Annotated in this window: 24 protein-coding genes; 11 read left to right on the top strand and 13 right to left on the bottom strand. The window is 59.9% G+C overall.

Going from position 1 to position 18,193, the window contains the following annotated elements; translation table 11 throughout:
* Positions 1-110 precede the first annotated feature (110 nt).
* The 4 genes from J7394_RS10325 to J7394_RS10310 are packed head-to-tail and all read right to left on the bottom strand — an operon-like array spanning position 111 to position 2,456.
* Entirely contained in the window at positions 111-551 is a 441-nt protein-coding gene (locus J7394_RS10325) for a MarR family winged helix-turn-helix transcriptional regulator (protein WP_170379967.1), read from the bottom strand.
* A gap of 14 nt (positions 552-565) precedes the next feature.
* Positions 566-1,396, bottom strand: a complete 831-nt coding sequence (locus tag J7394_RS10320) for a carbon-nitrogen hydrolase family protein (RefSeq protein WP_209252816.1) — start codon at positions 1,394-1,396, stop codon at positions 566-568.
* Complete coding sequence (gene grxC, locus J7394_RS10315) at positions 1,396-1,653, bottom strand: glutaredoxin 3 (protein WP_170455778.1); 258 nt, start codon at positions 1,651-1,653, stop codon at positions 1,396-1,398. The genes J7394_RS10320 and grxC overlap by 1 nt, the downstream gene beginning before the upstream one ends.
* A 38-nt stretch (positions 1,654-1,691) precedes the next feature.
* Positions 1,692-2,456 carry a ComF family protein gene (locus J7394_RS10310; protein ID WP_256439811.1) on the bottom strand — a complete coding sequence of 255 codons (765 nt, stop codon included), beginning with the start codon at positions 2,454-2,456 and terminating at the stop codon, positions 1,692-1,694.
* Here J7394_RS10310 and J7394_RS10305 point away from each other — a divergent pair.
* Together J7394_RS10305 and hemH are read left to right on the top strand one after the other, a co-directional pair.
* The gene (locus tag J7394_RS10305) at positions 2,437-3,267 is read left to right on the top strand and encodes a class I SAM-dependent methyltransferase (protein ID WP_209252812.1); all 831 of its coding nucleotides are present in this window, start codon (positions 2,437-2,439) and stop codon (positions 3,265-3,267) included. The two genes, J7394_RS10310 and J7394_RS10305, sit on opposite strands and share 20 nt — an antisense overlap.
* A gap of 56 nt (positions 3,268-3,323) precedes the next feature.
* Positions 3,324-4,373, top strand: a complete 1,050-nt coding sequence (hemH, locus tag J7394_RS10300) for a ferrochelatase (RefSeq protein WP_209252811.1) — start codon at positions 3,324-3,326, stop codon at positions 4,371-4,373.
* Between the two features lie 177 nt (positions 4,374-4,550).
* On the opposite strand, the gene J7394_RS10295 is transcribed toward hemH, so the two are convergent.
* Positions 4,551-4,733, bottom strand: a complete 183-nt coding sequence (locus J7394_RS10295; protein ID WP_209252810.1) for a hypothetical protein — start codon at positions 4,731-4,733, stop codon at positions 4,551-4,553.
* A gap of 140 nt (positions 4,734-4,873) precedes the next feature.
* Positions 4,874-5,473, bottom strand: coding sequence for a L,D-transpeptidase (locus J7394_RS10290; protein WP_209252809.1), 600 nt, complete (start codon positions 5,471-5,473; stop codon positions 4,874-4,876).
* Positions 5,474-5,642: 169 nt separating this feature from the next.
* On the opposite strand from J7394_RS10290, the gene J7394_RS10285 reads away from it, so the two are divergent.
* Entirely contained in the window at positions 5,643-6,158 is a 516-nt protein-coding gene (locus J7394_RS10285) for a CAP domain-containing protein (RefSeq protein ID WP_209252808.1), read from the top strand.
* A 69-nt stretch (positions 6,159-6,227) separates the two neighbouring features.
* Here J7394_RS10285 and J7394_RS10280 read toward each other — a convergent pair whose 3' ends face one another.
* The 7 genes from J7394_RS10280 to J7394_RS10250 form a co-directional block, all read right to left on the bottom strand.
* Positions 6,228-6,692 (bottom strand): PTS sugar transporter subunit IIA, encoded by a 465-nt coding sequence (locus tag J7394_RS10280; protein WP_170463062.1) that lies wholly within the window; start codon positions 6,690-6,692, stop codon positions 6,228-6,230.
* Between the two features lie 57 nt (positions 6,693-6,749).
* Entirely contained in the window at positions 6,750-7,313 is a 564-nt protein-coding gene (gene hpf, locus J7394_RS10275) for a ribosome hibernation-promoting factor, HPF/YfiA family (RefSeq protein ID WP_170379957.1), read from the bottom strand.
* A gap of 252 nt (positions 7,314-7,565) precedes the next feature.
* Positions 7,566-8,324, bottom strand: coding sequence for an LPS export ABC transporter ATP-binding protein (lptB, locus tag J7394_RS10270; RefSeq protein WP_170379956.1), 759 nt, complete (start codon positions 8,322-8,324; stop codon positions 7,566-7,568).
* A complete protein-coding gene (locus J7394_RS10265) occupies positions 8,324-8,788 on the bottom strand; it encodes an LptA/OstA family protein (protein ID WP_209252807.1) in 465 nt (154 codons plus the stop codon). Before J7394_RS10265 ends, lptB begins: the two co-directional genes overlap by 1 nt.
* Positions 8,789-8,821: 33 nt before the next feature.
* The gene (gene lptC, locus J7394_RS10260; protein ID WP_170720846.1) at positions 8,822-9,421 is read right to left on the bottom strand and encodes an LPS export ABC transporter periplasmic protein LptC; all 600 of its coding nucleotides are present in this window, start codon (positions 9,419-9,421) and stop codon (positions 8,822-8,824) included.
* Positions 9,422-9,432: 11 nt separating this feature from the next.
* The gene (locus J7394_RS10255; RefSeq protein ID WP_209252806.1) at positions 9,433-10,395 is read right to left on the bottom strand and encodes an SIS domain-containing protein; all 963 of its coding nucleotides are present in this window, start codon (positions 10,393-10,395) and stop codon (positions 9,433-9,435) included.
* Complete coding sequence (locus J7394_RS10250; protein WP_209252804.1) at positions 10,392-11,006, bottom strand: ribonuclease D; 615 nt, start codon at positions 11,004-11,006, stop codon at positions 10,392-10,394. Before J7394_RS10250 ends, J7394_RS10255 begins: the two co-directional genes overlap by 4 nt.
* Before the next feature lie 133 nt (positions 11,007-11,139).
* On the opposite strand from J7394_RS10250, the gene J7394_RS10245 reads away from it, so the two are divergent.
* The 8 genes from J7394_RS10245 to J7394_RS10210 all read left to right on the top strand — a co-directional run bounded on the left by J7394_RS10245 (position 11,140) and on the right by J7394_RS10210 (position 18,188).
* The gene (locus J7394_RS10245) at positions 11,140-11,394 is read left to right on the top strand and encodes a metal-sensing transcriptional repressor (RefSeq protein WP_209252802.1); all 255 of its coding nucleotides are present in this window, start codon (positions 11,140-11,142) and stop codon (positions 11,392-11,394) included.
* A 3-nt stretch (positions 11,395-11,397) separates the two neighbouring features.
* Complete coding sequence (locus J7394_RS10240) at positions 11,398-12,612, top strand: MFS transporter (RefSeq protein WP_209252801.1); 1,215 nt, start codon at positions 11,398-11,400, stop codon at positions 12,610-12,612.
* Between the two features lie 49 nt (positions 12,613-12,661).
* Positions 12,662-13,090 carry an Lrp/AsnC family transcriptional regulator gene (locus J7394_RS10235; protein WP_209252800.1) on the top strand — a complete coding sequence of 143 codons (429 nt, stop codon included), beginning with the start codon at positions 12,662-12,664 and terminating at the stop codon, positions 13,088-13,090.
* Between the two features lie 73 nt (positions 13,091-13,163).
* Positions 13,164-13,862 (top strand): lytic transglycosylase domain-containing protein, encoded by a 699-nt coding sequence (locus J7394_RS10230; RefSeq protein WP_371811995.1) that lies wholly within the window; start codon positions 13,164-13,166, stop codon positions 13,860-13,862.
* A 69-nt stretch (positions 13,863-13,931) separates the two neighbouring features.
* The gene (flhA, locus tag J7394_RS10225; RefSeq protein WP_247748164.1) at positions 13,932-15,959 is read left to right on the top strand and encodes a flagellar biosynthesis protein FlhA; all 2,028 of its coding nucleotides are present in this window, start codon (positions 13,932-13,934) and stop codon (positions 15,957-15,959) included.
* On the top strand, positions 15,956-16,729 hold the full coding sequence (locus J7394_RS10220) for a flagellar biosynthetic protein FliR (RefSeq protein WP_209252798.1): 774 nt from the start codon (positions 15,956-15,958) through the stop codon (positions 16,727-16,729). Before flhA ends, J7394_RS10220 begins: the two co-directional genes overlap by 4 nt.
* Complete coding sequence (flhB, locus tag J7394_RS10215) at positions 16,726-17,811, top strand: flagellar type III secretion system protein FlhB (protein WP_209252797.1); 1,086 nt, start codon at positions 16,726-16,728, stop codon at positions 17,809-17,811. The genes J7394_RS10220 and flhB overlap by 4 nt, the downstream gene beginning before the upstream one ends.
* Positions 17,808-18,188 (top strand): hypothetical protein, encoded by a 381-nt coding sequence (locus tag J7394_RS10210; RefSeq protein WP_170491458.1) that lies wholly within the window; start codon positions 17,808-17,810, stop codon positions 18,186-18,188. Before flhB ends, J7394_RS10210 begins: the two co-directional genes overlap by 4 nt.
* The last annotated feature ends 5 nt before the right edge of the window (positions 18,189-18,193 follow it).

Genomic DNA, 18,193 nt, shown 5'->3' with positions numbered 1-18,193 from the left:
AAGAAATACCCGCGTTAATTTTCTAATCACCCAGTCAATTGACGAATGAGGAATCCACTATTTCGAAAAAATCCTGTCCTCGTTTGAGCACAAATCACAGTTTATCACCCCTACTCCCCCTCCAACTGCAACCGCAAATCCCGCAGCACCGGCAGCGTGCTGCGCACCCGCTCCAACCCCAGCTCTCCGACCACACGGTTGATCAACGGGGCGATCGAGGAAATCGCCTGATCCCGCGCGCGGCGACCGGCGGGGCTGATGGCGACCATCTTGCGGCGGGCGTCGTCCCAGTCGGGGCGGATGTGGATGTATCCGGCCCATTCCAGCTTGGCCAAGGTGTTGGTCATCGCCCCGCGTGTGACGTGAAAGGTGCTGGCCAGTTGCGCGGGCGTCCGTTCCCCTCCGGCATAGGCCAGATGGTTCAGTACCGAGAAATGCGAGATTTCCATGCCCTTGGGCAGCACCCGGCTCAGCCGGTTGCGCAATAGCTGGTCGGCGGTCAGGATCTCGCTAAACAGCGTGACCGCAAGGGCATTGGTGTCGTCTGTCATGGTCCGGTTCTGGTTCAGGGGCCGTCAAAAGCCCGCACATGGGTCAATGAGGGCACGCGACGGCGCGCCTCGGACACAGAACTATCATTCAATTCGAAAAAGTGAATGCCCGGATCGGTCCCTGCGTCGATCAGAACCTCTCCCCAAGGGGCGACGACCATGCTGTGACCATGGGTGTGTCGGGTTTTGCCCCGCGTTTTGGGATGGGTGCCGGTTTGCGCAGGGGCCAGAACCCAGCAGCCGGTCTCAATCGCGCGGGCGCGCAGCAGCGCTTCCCAATGCGCGGCCCCTGTGACAGGCGAAAACGCCGCCGGAACCGTCAAAATCCGCGCCCCGGCCTGCGCCAGCGCGGCATGCAGATGCGGAAAGCGGATGTCATAGCAGATGGTCAGGCCGACCTTGCCGAATTCCGTCTCGGCAATGACGGCCTTGTTGCCGGGGCGGTAATTGGCCGATTCGCGGAAGGTTTCGGTCTCGGTCACCTGCACATCGAACATGTGGATCTTGTCATAACGCGCCACGATCTGCCCCTTGGGGTCGATCATGAAGCACCGGTTGGCAAAACGGCCATCCGCATCATGGGTCTTGATCCCCAATGATCCGATCAGCAACCAAACACCCCACTCGGCCGCCTGCGCCCGCAGACCGGCCAGAGTTGTGTCGTCTTCCTCATGCTGCAACACCTCGCGCTGCCGCGTGGTGCTGTTGGACACGCAATTCGTGACCTCGGGGGTCAGGATGAACTGCGCGCCCTGCTCGGCGGCCTCGGCCATCATGGCGCGCACCATTTGCAGATTCGCAGCCGGATCGTCCGACGAGGTGATTTGCAGCAGAGCAGTCTTCATCACGCCGCCAGAAGACGGTCCAGCTTGCCCTGACGGTCCAGCTCATAGAGGTCATCACAGCCGCCCACGTGATCGGGGCCGATGAAGATCTGCGGCACGGTGCGTTTGCCACCGGCGCGCTTGATCATCTCGGGCTTGCGCTTGGGGTGCAGCAAGACGTCGATTTCCTTGAACTCGACCCCTTTTTGCTTCAGCAGGCGCTTGGCCGCGTGGCAGAAGCCGCACAGAGGCGATGTGTAGATTTCAACAGGTTTCATAAATCCGTCCCTTCGGGTTTCACACGATCTTGTGCGAATTAGGCATCCTTGGCAACGCGCGCCAGCACCAACACGAAAATATGATTTGCCCCTGCGGCAAGACACGCCCGCGTACAGGCCGCCAGCGTGGCACCCGAAGTCATCACGTCATCCACCAACAGGATATCGCGCCCTTTAATGCGCTGATGCCGTTTGGGATGCGGTGCAATGACCCCATCCAGTGCCTCGGCCCGTTGGACGGCGGTCTTGCCGTCCAGAACCGGGGTGCGCGCCGTGCGCACCAGCAGGTCCGGGCAGACCTCCAACCCTGTCTCGCGCCCCAGATGCTGCGCCAGAAGCGCCGATTGGTTGTACCGCCGTTTCACCAGGCGGGACCAGTGCAGGGGAACCGGAGCGATCAGCATGTCGGGCTTCAGAACCTCTCGGCCTGCCTGCGCCATCCAGCGCGCGGCGGGTTTGGCCAGCTCGGGCCGATCGCCATGTTTCAAGGCCAGGACCAGGGATTTCGCCCGCCCCTTGTACAGCAGCGCTGCGCGCCCGTCCTGCCACGGACGCAGCGTTATTCGGCAATCGTCACAGTCGATCCGAAAGCCGTCCCTTTCGCCGGGGACGGGCATGCCGCAACTGTCGCAGACCGTTCCGCCGATGAACGGCGTGTCCCGCCAACATGTTGCACAGAGGCCAAAGTCGGATTCGGTCAGCTCTCCGCAGCTCATGCATCGCGGGGGATAGATCAGGTGCAACGCTGTTTGAACTCGGGGCCAAATGCGATACCTGCGGGGTATGAAAATGCCTGCGTCCAATGCACCCCCCCTGTTCGACCGAGCCACCCTGCGCCACCGCCGCGCGCGGGTTCAGGATGAGGCCCTGTTTCTGCACCGCGCCGCTGTGGACGAGGTGCAGGATCGGCTGGGCATGGTTAACAGAACCTTTACAGCGCCCGCGATTGTGACCCCGTTTGCGCATATCTGGCAGGATACCCTGACCGGCGCGACACTCGTGGCGGATGAGGAAACGCTGGCGCTTACGCCCGGCACGCATGATCTCGTGGTTCACGCGATGGCCCTGCATTGGGCCAATGACCCGGTCGGCCAGCTGATCCAATGCCACCGCGCCTTACGCCCGGACGGGTTGCTTCTGACCGTCTGTCTCGGCGGAGAAACCCTGCATCAGCTGCGCGCCGCCGTGGGGCAGGCCGAAATCGAGGTGACCGGTGGCCTCAGCCCCCGAATCGCTCCGATGGGAGAGCTGCGGGATCTGGGCGCTCTGCTGCAACGCGCGGGGTTGGCGCTGCCGGTGGCGGATGCGGTACCTATGACGGCGGAATATCGCGACCTGACCCATCTGATGCAGGACCTGCGCGCAATGGCCGAGACCAACGTGCTGACCAACCGATTGAAATCCCCGACCCGCCGCAAGGTGTTCGAACGCGCGCAGAGTATCTACGCGGAACACTTCGCGACGCCTCAAGGCCGCCTGCCCGCCACGTTCGAGATGATCTGCCTGACCGGCTGGTCACCAGACGTCAGCCAACCCAAACCGCTGCGACCAGGATCCGCCCGGATGCGCCTTGCCGAAGCCCTTGGTACAGATGAAGGCAAACTGTCCGATTGACGACCGGATATTTCCCCTTATCTCAGGCCAGACCTAGAAAATGCAGGAAGACCCAAATGTTTGACGCAACACGCCCCGTGCATGCACCAGCCGACCACCCCAAGGTTAAAATGGGGCGCGTGGGCATCCTGCTGGCCAATTTGGGCACGCCCGATCACTACAGCTATTGGCCAATGCGCCGTTATCTGAACGAGTTCCTCTCGGACCGCCGCGTGATCGACTATCCGGCGTGGAAATGGCAGCCGATTCTGCAGGCAATCATCCTGACCAAACGCCCCTTCAGCTCGGGCGAGGCCTACAAGTCGATCTGGAATCACGACAAGGGTGAAAGCCCGCTGATGACGATCACCAAGGACCAGACCGCCAAGCTGCGCGATGCGATGCAGGCCCGCTATGGCGATCAGGTGATGGTCGATTTCTGCATGCGCTACGGCAATCCGTCGACCAAATCCAAGGTCCGGAATATGGTGGCAGAGGGATGCGACCGTATCCTGTTCTTCCCGCTCTATCCGCACTATGCCGGGGCCACGACGGCAACCGCCAATGACCAGTTCTTCCGTTGCCTGATGGAGGAACCCTGGCAACCTGCGAGCCGTACGGTGCCCGCCTATTACGACGAACCCACCTATATTGAGGCGTTGGCCCAATCCGTCGAACGCGCCTATGCCAAGATGGAGACCAAGCCGGATGTGCTGGTCTGCTCCTACCACGGGATGCCTGAACGATATCTGCAACAGGGCGATCCCTATCATTGCCAATGCGTCAAGACCTCACGATTACTGAAAGAGCGGCTCGGCTGGTCGGACGATCAGCTGGTCTCAACCTTCCAGTCACGCTTTGGCCCTGAGGAATGGTTGAAACCCTATACGGTCGACCATGTGGCCGATCTGGCGAAACAGGGCAAAAAGAACATCGCGGTGATTGCGCCGGCGTTCTCGGCCGATTGCATCGAGACGCTGGAAGAGATCAACGAAGAGATCAAGGACAGCTTTGAAGAGGCCGGCGGTGAACACTTCACCTATATCCCCTGCCTCAACGACGATGATTCGCATATCGCCGCTTTGGGCAAGATCATCGAAGACAACCTCAACGGCTGGCTGAACTAAAGCGTTTCGAGTTTTCGTTGAAGCGCCCTGTATCGCTTTTCGCGTTCGACGGAAGAGAAAAGCAGCGAATTAGCGATACAAAATAGACTCGAAGCGCTATAACCAGCGCCGATAGCTGGACATGAAAAAAGGCGGTGGAAAGCTCCACCGCCTTTTCTCTGGATAATGCTCGTTGAATTAGCTTGCTGCAATAGCTGCGGCAACAACAACCAGCAGGATCAGCGGCAGGACGATGCCCTGCGACGTGCCCTGGGTCTCTTCAACAACTACAGGTGCCTCAACAACCGGCTCTTCCAGGTTACCGGCATAAGCGGTCGAAGCAGCAGCGGTCAGTGCAGCGGCGAGAACGAGTTTTTTCATATTAACCTCCAGAATCTGCACGGCTCCAGTCCGCGGAACCGCACATCTAAGACTTACCTCGTGATATTTTTCTAATCAGCAAAGCGGTTGGAATGCAATTGCAACTTGCCGATTAATCGAGTCGGTGAGCGAAAATGTCGTCAAATTAGCAACACTTGCGTGCCGACCTTCGCCATTGAGAACAGCTCGGCGATGTCTTCGTTGAACAGGCCGATGCAGCCATTCGAAGATTTCCGCCCGATCTTGCGCGTGTCATGGGTGCCGTGGATGCGGTAATACTTCCACCCCAGATACAAAGCGTGCGTTCCCAATGGGTTATCGGGGCCGGGCGGGATGTAATCGGGCCATTCGGGGTTTCGCTTCTTCATCGACGGCGTCGGAGACCAACTTGGCCCCTCAACCTTGCGAATGACACTGGTGCGCCCGCGACGGGTCATTTCTTCGGTCAAAGGAACCGAAGAGGGGTAGAGTTTGTACACAGATTGATCACTTGACCAATAATGCAGCGCTCGTGACGTGGTGTCGACCAGAATGGCCCCGTTTCTGGTGCTCGAAAAATAAGGCCGCCAGTCCTGTGCACGGAAACCCGAGACGTTGCGCCGCACCGGCGCTTCGGGTTCAGGGGCCGGGCGCAGCGGGTCGCCCGGGATATACTGCGCGATCGTAGGCGAGGCCAGCAGAGACGAGGCTCCGACCAGAAACCCCCGGCGGGTCGAAAGAGGAATGTGCTTTTTAACCATGACAAAAGGTCCTTCGTTATGGCGAAATGTAAAATCTGGCACATTTTATTGCCAGAATGCTTCAGTCGCAAACCAAACCGGCAGAATCATGCAGGGTTTGGTCATTGTGCGTTTGCTCAAGACAGCCTAGCGCGTTATGCCCGTTAACGACACAATAATCAGGTCGATCATGACGCGTATCTTTTCTTTTCTGTTGATTTGCCTTGTCGCCTTGGCGGCATGTACCGACACGGGGACCACGGCGCTGGGTGCCGACGGTCGCCCCTTGCCCTCAGTTTACAAAATCCGCGGCAACCCCGAGAAGCTGCAGTTCCGCATGCTCGATTCGGTGAATGCACTGCGGCAAGCGCAGGGCTTGCAGTCCGTACAGCTGAACTCTCAGTTGAACGCGGCGGCCGCGACGCATTCCAAGGATATGGCCCGGCAGAATCGCCCCTGGCACTTCGGATCGGATGGCTCTTCCCCGATCGACCGTGCAGCACGTGTGGGCTATTTCGGGACATTCCTGGGCGAGGCCATCTCGGAAACTTATGAGACGGAAACCGAGACACTGGCCGCCTGGATGCAGGAACCCGGCCCCCGTTCCGTGATCCTGGATCCCCAGGCCACCCAGATGGGTTTTGCGTGGCATCAGGAAAACGGCGGTAAGATCTGGTGGACGCTGGAAATGGGAACCGGCGGCTGACACTTAGCCCTTCCCAACAACAAAAAAGCCCGCAGTATTTGCGGGCTTTTTTTGTTTTTTAACTGCGCTTTAGGCGGCTTGCATGGACTGCGCTTCGGTCAGGATCGCGTATAGCTTGACCGGATCGGGGTTCGCCCGCAGCTTGGCGCAAACAGCGCTGTCACGAAGGGTGCGCGACACCAGTGCCAAAGCCTTGAGGTGATCCACACCCGCCTCTTCGGGGGCAAACAGCGCAAAGGCGATATCCACTGGCTGACGGTCAACCGCGCTAAAGTCGATCGGCTTTTCAAGCATCACAAAAACGCCCGAGACCGACTCGATCCCGCCCAGCCGCGCATGTGGCAATGCCACGCCATGCCCCACACCCGTGGGCCCGAGGCTTTCGCGCTCCAGCAGGCAATCCACGACGACCTGGGCATCCAGGTCCAAAGCACCGGCAGCAACATCGCCGATTTCCTGAAACAGCCGCTTCTTGCTAGAAGCGGCAGATAACACACGTACTGCTTCGGGCTTTAAAATGCTCGAAAGCTCCATGATCATGCTCCATAGCGGCCTTTGCGTGCTAAGGCCGATCTCTCTCAACTTGCCTGTTTAAGGATCGATCCAGCCGATATTGCCGTCATCGCGGCGATACACGACATTCAACCCATCCTTGTTCTCATTCCGGAACACCAACACCGGCGCACCGGCAAGTTCCATTTGCATTACGGCCTCACCAACGCTGAGCGATGGGATCTTCGTTTCCATCTCAGCCACAATCATGGGCTGTAGCGATTCGGGTTCATCTGCCGTGTTCGATTCGTCAGAGGCGAGGATATAAGAGGACGCCCCAAAGAGTTCAACAGGCTCAGAACGATCCTTGTGATGGTCCTTAAGGCGGCGCTTGTAGCGGCGCAACTGTGTTTCCATCTTGTCACAGCATGCCTCGAACGCTGCATAGATCTCGGTCGCGTGGGCCTTGGCCTGAGCGGTCAGGCCGGTGGATAAATGTACAGTCGTTTCGCATACATATTCATGCGCCGAACGGGAAAAGACGACATTGGCGTCGGTCGGGCGCTGGGCATATTTGCCAACAACTTCGCCCAGTTCGGTCTGCACGTGGGTCTGCAGGGCCGCACCGATGTCGATCTGTTTTCCGCTGATTTGGTAACGCATGTGGTCTCCTTCACAATTCACACCCATTCTGACGTCGCGTCACGCAACATGCTTGTTTTTATCGGGTGGGGGATATCGACATTTTGATCGGTTGCTGCCGTCCCTGCCCTTCCGTGAAGGGGTATCGAGATCCAGACTGGAACCGAATAAATGCCATACCCCAATTGAGACAAGAGGCGGCGGAAGAGTCAATCAAAACAGCGGTGTATATACGCGATTTCCGCAAATCTTCCGGCGAAAAATCGCCCAACCCTATGAAATACGGAAGTTTTCGCCCAGATAAACCCGGCGCACGTTTTCGTTCTCGACCACTTCGTCAGGTGTACCTGACATCAGAACCTGCCCGTCATGCAGGATATAGGCGCGATCCACGATCTCGAGTGTTTCGCGCACGTTGTGGTCGGTGATTAACACGCCAATCCCGCGTTTCTTCAGATCAGCCACCAGATGCCGGATGTCCCCCACACTGATCGGATCAACGCCCGCAAAGGGTTCGTCGAGCAGCAGATATTTCGGATCGGCGGCCAGACAGCGCGCGATCTCGACCCGGCGTCGTTCACCGCCCGACAGAGCAAGCGCTGGCGCGCGGCGTAGGTGTTCGATCGAGAAATCCGACAGCAGCTCCTCCAACCGCTCTTTCCGGCGATGGGCGTGCTTGACGGTGATATCCAAAACCGAGGCGATATTGTCCTCGACGCTCATGCCGCGGAAAATCGACATCTCCTGCGGCAGGTAGCCGATCCCAAGACGCGCGCGCCGATACATCGGCAAGGTCGTGACATTCTGCCCGTCTATCGTGACTTTCCCTGCTTCGGGAAAGACCAGCCCGGCGACCGAGTAAAAGGTCGTGGTCTTACCCGACCCGTTCGGACCCAGCAGTGCTACAACCTCGGACCGGTCGAGCGTCATGGACACGTCCCGGATCACGGTTTTTTTCCGATAGGATTTGCGCAGTTTCTCGATGCGCAGACCTGCGCTTCCTTCCGCGACAGACAAGGTTGGGGCAGCCATCAGTTTCCGCCACCCTGCTGAAGAATTGTTTTAACGCGGCCTGTCATTGTTGCAGTGCCCGAGGTCAGGTTCGCAACCATCTGATCGCCACTGATCGTGCTGGGCCCCTGTGTCAGCAGAACGTTACCCTTCATCACGATCACGCCGGTGTCGATGGTATATTCCGCCTGATCCCCTTCGGCGGCATCCGGAGGGCTGACCAGAACGACATTCTCGGTCGCTTCCATCCGTTCGATGGAGGAGCGGTCCTGACTGTAGATCACCAGAACCCGCTCAGCCGACAGGCGCATTTCCCCCTGAATCACGATCACATTGCCGAGAAACTCGGCCGATCCATCCTCTTGATTGACGTTCAGTGAGTCCGAGGTCACCTCGACCGGCAGGCTGGGGTCGGCCTTGACCGAACCAAATGCAACCTGCGCTTCCTGTGCGTTGGCAGAAACCGGACCCGTCAACAGAGCCATGCAAACAAAGAGAAATCGAAAATAGATCACAGGTTATCTTTCTGCTTTTGTTGGCTCATATACCAACTTCACGCCGTCTGTAAAAAGAATATGGACCGGACCGTCCTTTTTTTCAGTGCCAAATTGCATACGACCGGCCGAGAATGTGCCAATGACGCCGGTGCCATCGACCTGACCGGGGGTGTCGCCACGTATTTCTTCCAGCGATGTATTCAGCAGATCGGTCGTGACCTGAATGCCGTCCGAGGTGGTAATCACCACATCGCCAACAAAGGTCGCCGTCCCCTTGTCGGGCCGGATCAGGCCAGAGTTGGAATCCAGCTTGATCTCACCGCCGTTCAGCATCCCGAACCGCCCGCGAAACTGCGCTGCCGTCGGCTCTTCGCCTTCGGACCCTTGGGTCACCCTGGTCGACTCAATCTGGACCTCTTCGCCCTTTTTGGTAGTGCCGCGGTAGTTGGGTTGCGTAATAACCTGCCCGGCCAGGCGATCTTCGATATCCTCCTGCGAGAAGGGCACTGAGACATCAGTCTCGATGCTGCGCGACAGAAGGAAAACGGTGGACAGCAAGACAATCGCCGTCAGAGGCAACAGCACCTTGAGGAACTGAACCATGCGGGAATAGCGGTCCACCGTTTCACTCCCTAACCCAGACCGACGCGCAGGCAGTCGTGGATATGCAGCAGACCCTGCGCCTGCCCATCCGCGTCGGGATCAACCACGAACAGCGATGTGATCTTGCGGTCGTTCATGATGCCGACTGCCTCTTCCGCCATGGCGTTGGGTGCGATGGTCAGAGGATCGCGGGTCATGACCTCATCCGTGGTCTTGTTCAAAAGCCCGTCCATATTGCGGCGCAAGTCGCCATCGGTGACGATGCCCAAAAGGCGATCCGCATCATCTGTCACACCCACCACACCAAAGCTCTTCTGGCTCATGACCAGCAGCGCCTCGCTCATGGAGGTTCCAGACCGCACCACGGGCAGATCAGCATGCATGAGGTCGCGGACCGTGGACAGCTGCGCGCCGAGTTTGCCGCCTGGGTGGAAGGCGCGGAAGTCCTCGGGCTTGAAATCGCGGTGTTTCATCAGCGCGATCGCCAGCGCATCGCCCATGGCCAGCGTCAGCGTGGTCGAGATCGAGGGCACCATGCCGAACCCGCAGGCCTCACCCAAAGAAGGGATCAGCAGATGCACGTCGGCCTGTTTCATCAGCGTGCTTTCCGGCTTGCTGGACAGGCCGATCAGCGGAATGCCAAAGCGGCGCGTAAAGGCCAGCAGGTTGACCAGCTCCGGCGCCTCGCCGGAGTTCGAGATCGCCAGAACCACATCGCCCTTGGACACCATGCCCAGATCACCGTGGCTCGCCTCGGCGGGGTGGACGAAATAGGCGGGCGTGCCGGTCGAGGCCAATGTGGCCGCGATCTTGTGGCCGATATGGCCCGACTTGCCGATGCCGCTGATGATGATGCGACCGGTGGCCTGCAGGATCAGCTGCACCGCTTCGGCAAAATCCTCGTTCAGGCTTTCGGCCAGGGCGTCCAGCGCGCGAGCCTCATCGGTGACAACCTGACGGGCGGTTTTCAGGAATGCTTCGGTATCGGTCATGAGTGCGCAAAAATATCAGTTTCGGGCCAGCCTGCGAGGTCGAGTTTCGCACGCATCGGCAGGAAGTCAAAACAGGCCTGCGCCATCTCGGTCCGGCCTTCGCGGGCCAGCCGCTTGTTCAGCTCATCCCGCAGGCGGTGCAGGTACAACACGTCCGAAGCCGCGTATTCCAGTTGGGCCTCAGACAGGGTCTCGGCCCCCCAATCGCTCATCTGCTGTTGCTTCGAGATATCGACGCCGATCAACTCCTGACACAGGTTTTTCAGCCCGTGGCGGTCGGTATAGGTGCGCACAAGGCGGCTGGCGATCTTGGTACAATACACCGGTGCAGCCAATGCCCCAAAGGTGTGGTACATAGCGGCGATATCGAAACGCCCGAAATGGAACAGTTTCAGCACGTTGGGGTCTTCCAACATGGCGCAAAGGTTCGGAGCCTCGGTCTGCCCCTTTTCAACCTGAACGATATGGCTGTTTCCGTCGCCGCCAGACATCTGGATCACGCACAAGCGATCCCGATGCGGATTCAGCCCCATGGTTTCACAGTCAATGGCCACGATCGGCCCAAGGTCCAGCCCGTCAGGCAGGTCGTTTTTATACAGGTGGTTTGCCACAGAGGTTTCCTTTGTGCGGTCTCGACCCCGAGATAGGCGGTTTATCCGGCAAACTCAACGCTGACCCTGTAGCTGGGCATTCTGTCGCTGGGTGGGCTTGATATTATCCTCATGGGGGGGATAAGGATATATCATGACCGATCTCACGCATGAATCGCACCCGCAAATCACCGCCCGCCTGAAACGGGCGCATGGGCATCTGGCGAAAGTCATTGCCATGCTCGAAGATCACGCGCCCTGCTCCGACGTTGCCCAGCAACTGTTCGCCGTCGAAAAAGCAATCACCAATGCCAAACGGGTTCTGATCCACGATCACATCGACCATTGCCTGACATCCGAGGACGGATCGGCCATCGAAGATTTCAAAACCATCACAAAGTACCTCTGACCCATGCTGAGCATCCTTCAAAACCGCACCTACCGCCACCTTCTGGCAGCTCAGGTCGTCGCGTTGACGGGGACCGGGCTGGCGACGATCGCGCTGGGCCTATTGGCGTATGATCTGGCGGGCGAGGCTGCGGGGATGGTGTTGGGCACGGCTCTGACGATCAAGATGGTCGCCTATGTGGGGATTGCGCCACTGGCGGCAGCGTTTGCAGAACAGCTCGACCGGCGCAGGATGCTGGTGGTGCTGGATCTGATACGGGCTGCGGTCGCCCTGTGCCTGCCCTTCGTGTCCGAGGTCTGGCAGGTCTATGTGCTGATCTTCGTCCTGCAATCGGCCTCCGCCGGGTTCACACCCGCGTTTCAGGCCACGATTCCCGACGTCCTGACGGATGAGCGCGACTATACCCGCGCCTTGTCACTCTCGCGGTTGGCGGTCGATCTGGAAAGCCTGCTCAGCCCGATGCTGGCGGCGGCACTGCTGCTATTCGTCAGCTTCGACACGCTGTTCTGGGGCACCAGCGCCGGTTTTGTCGCCTCGGCCTTGCTGGTGGTGTCTGTCATTCTGCCCTCACCCAAACCCGCAGCGCGACGGGGTATCTATGACCGGACGACACGGGGCATCCGTCTCTATCTGTCGACCACACGGTTGCGCGGTTTGCTGGCGCTTAGCTGGTCCGCCGCCTCGCTGAGTTCCATGGTGATCGTCAATACGGTGGTCCTCGTGCGCGCGGATCTGGGCCTGTCCGAAAGTGCGGTCGCCATTGCGTTGGCCGGGTTCGGAGGCGGCTCGATGATCGCGGCCTTCCTGCTGCCCTCTCTGCTGGATCGGGTCGAGGACCGCCGGGTTATGCTGACCGGGGCGACCATCGGCACGTTGGGTATGGCCGGAGCCGCCCTGACATCCGGCGCACTCTCCCTACCGCTTCTTACGGCCTTCTGGGCCTGCGTGGGCTTTGGCTATTCGATGACCCTGACCCCTTCGGGCCGCCTTTTGACCCGCTCGGCCCGGCCCGAGGACCGACCTGCCGTTTTTGCCGCCCAGTTCACCCTGTCCCATGCCTGCTGGCTGGTCCTCTATCCGCTATCGGGGTGGCTGATGACCCGTTTCGGCGCAACCGTGGTCATGACCACGATAACTTGCGCTTCCGCATTGGGGATCGCTGCTGCACTGATCATCTGGCCGCGATCCGACAAAGCCCCCTCGGCGCAGAAGCCTTGAGCCTCCGGGCGCTTCTACCGTAAACCAAAGCGACCCTGCCGGAGGCCCCATGGATCAGCTCGACCGCCGCATCATCACCGCGCTGCAGCACAATGCCCGTGAGTCGACCACGAATATCGCGGCCAAGCTGGGTGTAGCCCGCACTACCGTGCATGAGCGGATCAAGCGCATGGAAGAGCGTGGCGTGATCGCGGGCTATTCCGTTCAATTGCACGCCAGTGACGATACCCCGCGCGTGCAGGTGATCGTGATGCTTGAGGTCCAGCAAAAGGAAACCACCCGCATCATCAAACGGCTTGAGGCCTATCCCGAGGTCAAACGCTGCCTGTCGATCAATGGCGAGTTTGACCTGCTGCTATCCGCCGAGGCTCCCCGGATCGAGGATCTGGATATTCTGGTCGATGAACTGGCCAAAATCCCCGGTGTTCTGCGCACCAATACCAGCGTCGTGTTCGGGCGTCGGATCGACCGAAAATGATAGGGCGATAACCCTCTGTAAACTGATGACTGGCTAGCTTGGCCCGGAATGACCCGAATCCCGGACCGGCAGAATGCCCCATCGTTTCGTCTCGATTGTCTTTGTGCTGACGCTTGCGCTGATTGCGCAGGCCGGGCGTGCCATGCCGGATGCCCGAGCGGGTGATATCTGCGATCAGGCCGCACGCCGCGCCGCGCTGTCCGAAGGCGTACCACTGGACATCCTGCGCGCCATTTCACGGGTTGAGACGGGGCGAACTCATGACGGGCGGTTGCAACCCTGGCCCTGGACTATCAATGTCGAAGGGCAGGGCTATTGGTTCACCTCCGAGGTTGAGGCCAAAACCTATGTTTTCCGGATTTTCAAAGCCGGCAAGCGCAGCTTTGACATCGGGTGCTTTCAAATCAACTACCGCTGGCACGGCAAAGCCTTCCGCTCGATCGACGCAATGTTCGACCCGCAGGAGAACGCCACCTACGCCGCAAAGTTTCTCAAAGACCTCTATGCCGAGCTTGGATCCTGGCCCGCTGCCGCAGGGGCCTATCATTCGCGCACGCCTTCTTTGGCCGAGGCCTATCGCGGTCGGTTCCAGACCGTTCTGGCCCAGCTGGACGGGTCCGTTCCGCCGCATACCCATGTGGCATCGCGGGACCCTTTCACCGGCGCAGCAGCCCCGCTGATCCCGGTACAACCGGTTGAATCCAAAGGCGGGTCTCTGGGGTCTCTGGTTCCAGCGGCGGGTGCTGCCACCGCCTTCATCGCATTCAACTAGGAGGTCAGCGTGCCCACCATAAACGCCCGGTCCCTGTTCTCACCCACTGTCCTGTTGGCACTGGCGCTGATGACCGTCATCGTGATGATGATCCTGCCGATGCCGGCCTGGGTGCTGGATGTAGGGCTGGCCGCCTCCTTCGCGCTGGCCATTTTGATTTTCACCCTGACCCTGTTCATCGAACGCCCGCTGGATTTCTCATCCTTCCCGACGATACTGCTGGCCTCGCTGATGCTGAGGCTGTCGCTCAACGTCTCATCGACCAAACTGATCATCGGTCAGGGCCATACCGGGCCAAATGCGGCAGGCAACGTCATCGAAGGCTTCGCCAATTTCGTGATGGGCGGCAGTATCTTTCTGGGTCTCGTGGTGTTCTGCGTCCTGCTGATCGTGAACTTCATGGTGATCACCAAGGGCGCCGCGCGGATGGCCGAGGTCGGCGCGCGCTTTGCTCTGGATGGAATGCCGGGCAAACAACTGGCCATCGACAGCGACATGTCCGCCGGGGCCATCGACCACCAGCAAGCCAAAGAGCGGCGCGAACGCGAACAGCAAGAGACGACCTTTTTCGGCTCGCTCGACGGCGCGTCGAAATTCGTCAAAGGCGATGCGGTTGCCGGGCTGCTGATCACGCTGCTGAACCTTGTGATGGGGCTGGTCATGGGCGTGATCGTGCATGGCATGCCGGTCACATCCGCCTTTGAAACCTACGCTATTCTGACCGTGGGCGATGGTCTGGTCTCACAAATCCCGGCGGTGATCATCTCCATCGCTTCGGCGCTATTGCTGGCGCGCGGCGGCACACAGGGCGCGACCGACAACGCCATCTTCTCGCAACTGGGCAAGCACCCGGCTGCGCTGGGCACCGTGGCTGTGTTGATGGTTCTCTTCGCCCTCGTCCCTGGTCTGCCCTTCCTGCCCTTCATTCTGGGCGCGGGCGTGTTGGGATACGCGGCCTACAGGGTCCATCAAAAACAAAAGCCCGAGACGCTTCAGGCCCAAACCCCAGCCCCCGAGGCGGAAACCCCTGTTTCGCAAGCCATTGGCGATATTCTGGATCTGGACGACGTGCATCTGGAGTTCGCGCCCGACCTTGTCAGCATGGTGCTGAACCCCGGAACCGGGCTGGACGCGCGCATTGCGAATATGCGGACCTATGTGGCCTCGACCTTTGGCCTCATCCTGCCCGAGATTCGCTTGACCGACCGCGCCGATCTGCCCACCGGCACCTATGTCATCAAGGTGCAGGGCGTCGAACAGGCGCGCGGCGTGCTGAACCCCGATCTGGTATTGGCGCTGGTGCAGGACGGGCACGAATTTCTGCCCGAAGGCAATGACGTGACCGAGCCTGTCTACGGTGCCCCCGCACGCTGGATTCTGCCGAAAGATCAAGAGGATGCCGCCCTGAACGGCGCGACCATCGTCTCACCGCCAGAGATTCTGGCGACCCATCTGCTGGAGATCATCAAGCAGAACTTCTCACGCCTGCTAACATTGAAATCCCTGCGCCGTCTGTTGTCCGAAATGACCCGCCTCAGCGATCCTGTCCGGGCCGAGGCAAACCGCAAGCTGCTGGATGAACTGATCCCCGACAAGGTGCCGATCGACACGCTGCACGCGGTTCTTAGGCTACTGCTGGATGAGCGTGTTTCGATCCGTAACATGGCCCTGATCCTTGAAAGCGTGGCCGAAGCGCGTCTGACCACCACCCAGCCCGAAGGCATTTGCGAGCTGGTCCGCCAACGGCTGGGCTTTCAACTGGTGGCCGAGATGAAACGTGAGGATGGCTCAATCCCGCTGATCCAACTGGCCCCCGAATGGGAGGATACGTTTGCCAGCTACCAGATCGACGGCCCCGCCGCCGGGCTGGACGTGGCGCTGCCCCCCAATCTGTTCAACAAGCTCGCCGACGGTGTGGTAGACAGCGTCGCACAATCCGCCGATCACGGGTTGTTTCCGGCCGTCGTGACCTCGACCCGCCGGCGCCGCCTGTTGCGCTCGATCATGCAGGCGCGCGGGGTGTCCAATCCGGTTCTCTCCTTCGAAGAAATCGGTCTTGAGGCTCGCCCCGCCCTGGTCGGAACCGTACCCGCATGATCGCCCTGCCGCCCGAGCTGTTGGGACAACTCGGCACGGGGCTGTGGCATGTGTTTGCCGTTTTTCTGAGGGTGTCCGCTGTGGTCACCCTCTTGCCCGCTTTTGGCGAACGCAGCATCCCGGTCCGGGTCAAGCTTGCGGTCGCCGTGGCCTTTACCCTGATCGTGCTGCCAGCGGTGCCCTCCCCGCAATCCAATCCGGGCCTGCTGCCGCTGGCGCGTCTGGTCGGCACCGAGGTTCTGATCGGCATGGTTTTGGGCATAGGGCTGCGCCTGTTTGTGCTGGCCTTGCAGACCGCCGGGTCAATCGCGGCGCAATCGACCTCGCTGTCTCAGCTTCTGGGAGGCGCGGCCGCTGACCCGGCCCCTGCCTTGGGGATGTTTCTAACCTTGGCCGGGCTGGCCCTTGCGGTGCTGATGGGACTGCACATCCGCGTTGCCGAGTTTCTGATCCACAGCTACGCGATGTTCCCGATGGGCCAGACCCTCTCGGCCCCTGATCTGTCGCAATGGGGCGTCAGGCAGATCGCCCACAGCTTTGGGTTGGCTTTTGCGCTGGCCACTCCGTTCGTGATCGCCTCATTAATCTACAACCTCGCCCTTGGGGTCATCAACAGGGCGATGCCACAGTTGATGGTTGCCTTTGTCGGCGCCCCCGCGATCACCTTTGCCGGGCTGTTCCTGCTATTCGCCGGAGCACCTCTGATCCTGTCCATTTGGGCGGACGCGCTGTTTTCATTCACCCTCAACCCGCTGGACTCCGGTCGATGAGTACCGATGACGACAGTGAAAAGTCCTTTGATCCAACGCCGCAGAAGCTGCAGAAAGCGCGCGAAAAAGGTGAGGTTGCAAAGTCCAACGATCTGTCCGTCGTTGCCGCCTATACCGGTTTGCTGATCGCGCTACTGACGGTCGGAAAGTTTTCAGTCGATCAGATGGGCACATTGTTTGTGGTTCTGATCGACCAGTCGGATGACATCGCGCAGCTTGTTACATCGGGGCCTGCAACAGCACCGGTCGCCGGAATGCTGAAGGGCGCACTTTTGCCGGTGGCCCTTCTGTTTGCACTTCCCACGGCGGCGGTTCTGCTGAGCCTCATCGCCCAGCGCGCGTTGATTTTTGCGCCCACCAAGTTGCAACCCAAACTCTCGCGGATCTCGCTCCTATCCAACGCCAAAAACAAGTTCGGGAGGGGCGGGCTGTTCGAATTCGCCAAGAGCTTTGCCAAACTGCTGATCTACGGCACCTGTCTGGCCCTGTTCCTCAAGGCCAACTTGACCGAGATCGTTTCCGCCAGCGCTGCTCCGGTCCATGGGTCGATCCTGCTGATGATGAACCTGCTGTTTCGCTTTCTGTTCATCGTAATCGCCATCGCGCTTGCGATCGGGGTCGTCGACTACGTTTGGCAATATGCCGAACACATGCGCAAGAACCGGATGTCACGCAAGGAAATCCAGGATGAGACCAAGGACGCCGAAGGCGACCCGCATGTCAAACAACAGCGCCGCGCGCGGGCGCAGGAGATAGCGACCAATCCGATGATGGCCGATGTGCCGAAAGCCGACGTCGTGATCGTGAACCCGACCCACTATGCAGTCGCTTTGAAATGGTCCCGGACAGCTGGGGCGGCACCCGTCTGTGTGGCCAAGGGTGTCGACGAGGTAGCCGCCGCGATCCGGTCGGCTGCCGGCGAGGCGGGCGTTCCCATCCATTCGGACCCGCCAACGGCGCGCGCTATTCACGCGACCGTCGAGATCGGGCAGGAGATCGCCGAAGAACACTATCGCCCGGTCGCTGCTGCGATCCGTTTTGCCGAAGCCATGCGAAAGCGCGCAAAAGGACAGATTGGATGAAACGCCACGAACTGCCCGCCCTGAAATCAGTCACCGAAGCGGTCTATCAAAGCGAATATCAAAAACTGCGCCCCGTGTTGGAGGCCGAAGCACGTGTGCAGGCTCAGTTGGCGCGTCTTGACGCTCAGGTTGTGCAGACCCGCCAGGACAGTGCGGTGACCGATGGGTATCAGATCACCGGAACCGATGTTTTGTGGAATGGGTGGGAGGCCGCCACTCGGCGGCAATTGAACATGGAACTGGCGCGATGCCGGGCACAGAAACTTGCAGCCATGCAGCAACTGCGTCAGGCCTTCGGGCGCAAACAAGCGGTTGAACGTTTGAATGACACCCTCAAGGCCGAACAGAAGCGCGCGCGGTCACGGCCAAAACCGTGACGGCC

The sequence above is a fragment of the Ruegeria sp. R13_0 genome, from assembly GCF_017743995.1.
GTDB lineage: Bacteria > Pseudomonadota > Alphaproteobacteria > Rhodobacterales > Rhodobacteraceae > Ruegeria.
The sequence above is the reverse complement of the archived record's forward strand: the minus strand, read 5'-3'. Positions and strand labels throughout refer to the sequence as shown.

Excerpts from the sequence above, each read along its gene's own strand:
- J7394_RS10210 (WP_170491458.1), top strand. The coding sequence starts at position 17,808 with ATGAAACGCCACGAACTGCCCGCCCTGAAATCAGTCACCGAAGCGGTC.
- J7394_RS10325 (WP_170379967.1), bottom strand. The coding sequence starts at position 551 with ATGACAGACGACACCAATGCCCTTGCGGTCACGCTGTTTAGCGAGATC.
- flhA (WP_247748164.1), top strand. The coding sequence starts at position 13,932 with ATGACCGTCATCGTGATGATGATCCTGCCGATGCCGGCCTGGGTGCTG.
- J7394_RS10320 (WP_209252816.1), bottom strand. The coding sequence starts at position 1,396 with ATGAAGACTGCTCTGCTGCAAATCACCTCGTCGGACGATCCGGCTGCG.
- hemH (WP_209252811.1), top strand. The coding sequence starts at position 3,324 with ATGTTTGACGCAACACGCCCCGTGCATGCACCAGCCGACCACCCCAAG.
- J7394_RS10255 (WP_209252806.1), bottom strand. The coding sequence starts at position 10,395 with ATGACCGATACCGAAGCATTCCTGAAAACCGCCCGTCAGGTTGTCACC.
- J7394_RS10305 (WP_209252812.1), top strand. The coding sequence starts at position 2,437 with ATGAAAATGCCTGCGTCCAATGCACCCCCCCTGTTCGACCGAGCCACC.
- J7394_RS10230 (WP_371811995.1), top strand. The coding sequence starts at position 13,164 with ATGCCCCATCGTTTCGTCTCGATTGTCTTTGTGCTGACGCTTGCGCTG.
- J7394_RS10245 (WP_209252802.1), top strand. The coding sequence starts at position 11,140 with ATGACCGATCTCACGCATGAATCGCACCCGCAAATCACCGCCCGCCTG.
- J7394_RS10280 (WP_170463062.1), bottom strand. The coding sequence starts at position 6,692 with ATGGAGCTTTCGAGCATTTTAAAGCCCGAAGCAGTACGTGTGTTATCT.
- flhB (WP_209252797.1), top strand. The coding sequence starts at position 16,726 with ATGAGTACCGATGACGACAGTGAAAAGTCCTTTGATCCAACGCCGCAG.
- lptB (WP_170379956.1), bottom strand. The coding sequence starts at position 8,324 with ATGGCTGCCCCAACCTTGTCTGTCGCGGAAGGAAGCGCAGGTCTGCGC.
- J7394_RS10265 (WP_209252807.1), bottom strand. The coding sequence starts at position 8,788 with ATGGCTCTGTTGACGGGTCCGGTTTCTGCCAACGCACAGGAAGCGCAG.
- hpf (WP_170379957.1), bottom strand. The coding sequence starts at position 7,313 with ATGCGTTACCAAATCAGCGGAAAACAGATCGACATCGGTGCGGCCCTG.
- J7394_RS10220 (WP_209252798.1), top strand. The coding sequence starts at position 15,956 with ATGATCGCCCTGCCGCCCGAGCTGTTGGGACAACTCGGCACGGGGCTG.
- J7394_RS10290 (WP_209252809.1), bottom strand. The coding sequence starts at position 5,473 with ATGGTTAAAAAGCACATTCCTCTTTCGACCCGCCGGGGGTTTCTGGTC.
- J7394_RS10235 (WP_209252800.1), top strand. The coding sequence starts at position 12,662 with ATGGATCAGCTCGACCGCCGCATCATCACCGCGCTGCAGCACAATGCC.
- J7394_RS10240 (WP_209252801.1), top strand. The coding sequence starts at position 11,398 with ATGCTGAGCATCCTTCAAAACCGCACCTACCGCCACCTTCTGGCAGCT.
- J7394_RS10295 (WP_209252810.1), bottom strand. The coding sequence starts at position 4,733 with ATGAAAAAACTCGTTCTCGCCGCTGCACTGACCGCTGCTGCTTCGACC.
- J7394_RS10285 (WP_209252808.1), top strand. The coding sequence starts at position 5,643 with ATGACGCGTATCTTTTCTTTTCTGTTGATTTGCCTTGTCGCCTTGGCG.
- grxC (WP_170455778.1), bottom strand. The coding sequence starts at position 1,653 with ATGAAACCTGTTGAAATCTACACATCGCCTCTGTGCGGCTTCTGCCAC.